Raw genomic sequence first — 228 nt, forward strand, 5'->3', positions numbered from 1 at the left:
AGGGCACTGATGAAGTGACCAACGCAGACGAAGCGGGCACGGTGAGTGTGACCTTGAGTGGCGTAGATGCGGACACCGAGACGGTGAAAGTGACGTTCAGTGATGGCACCAACAACGTGGTTGTGGACGCGACAGAAACTGACGGCGTCTGGAGTGTGGCGGATGCGGATCTAAGTGGTCTGACCGACGGCACGATTACCGTCAGCGCTGTAGCAACTGATGATGCGG

At 57.9% G+C, this 228-nt stretch carries 1 protein-coding gene; it reads left to right on the plus strand.

Annotated features, from left to right (window positions below; translation table 11 throughout):
* Positions 1–228: hypothetical protein (locus tag V6259_RS19965; protein ID WP_341586013.1), on the plus strand; the 228-nt coding region annotated here is incomplete at both ends.

It is taken from the genome of Marinomonas sp. TI.3.20 (assembly GCF_038155025.1).
GTDB classification, from domain to species: Bacteria; Pseudomonadota; Gammaproteobacteria; order Pseudomonadales; family Marinomonadaceae; genus Marinomonas; species Marinomonas flavescens.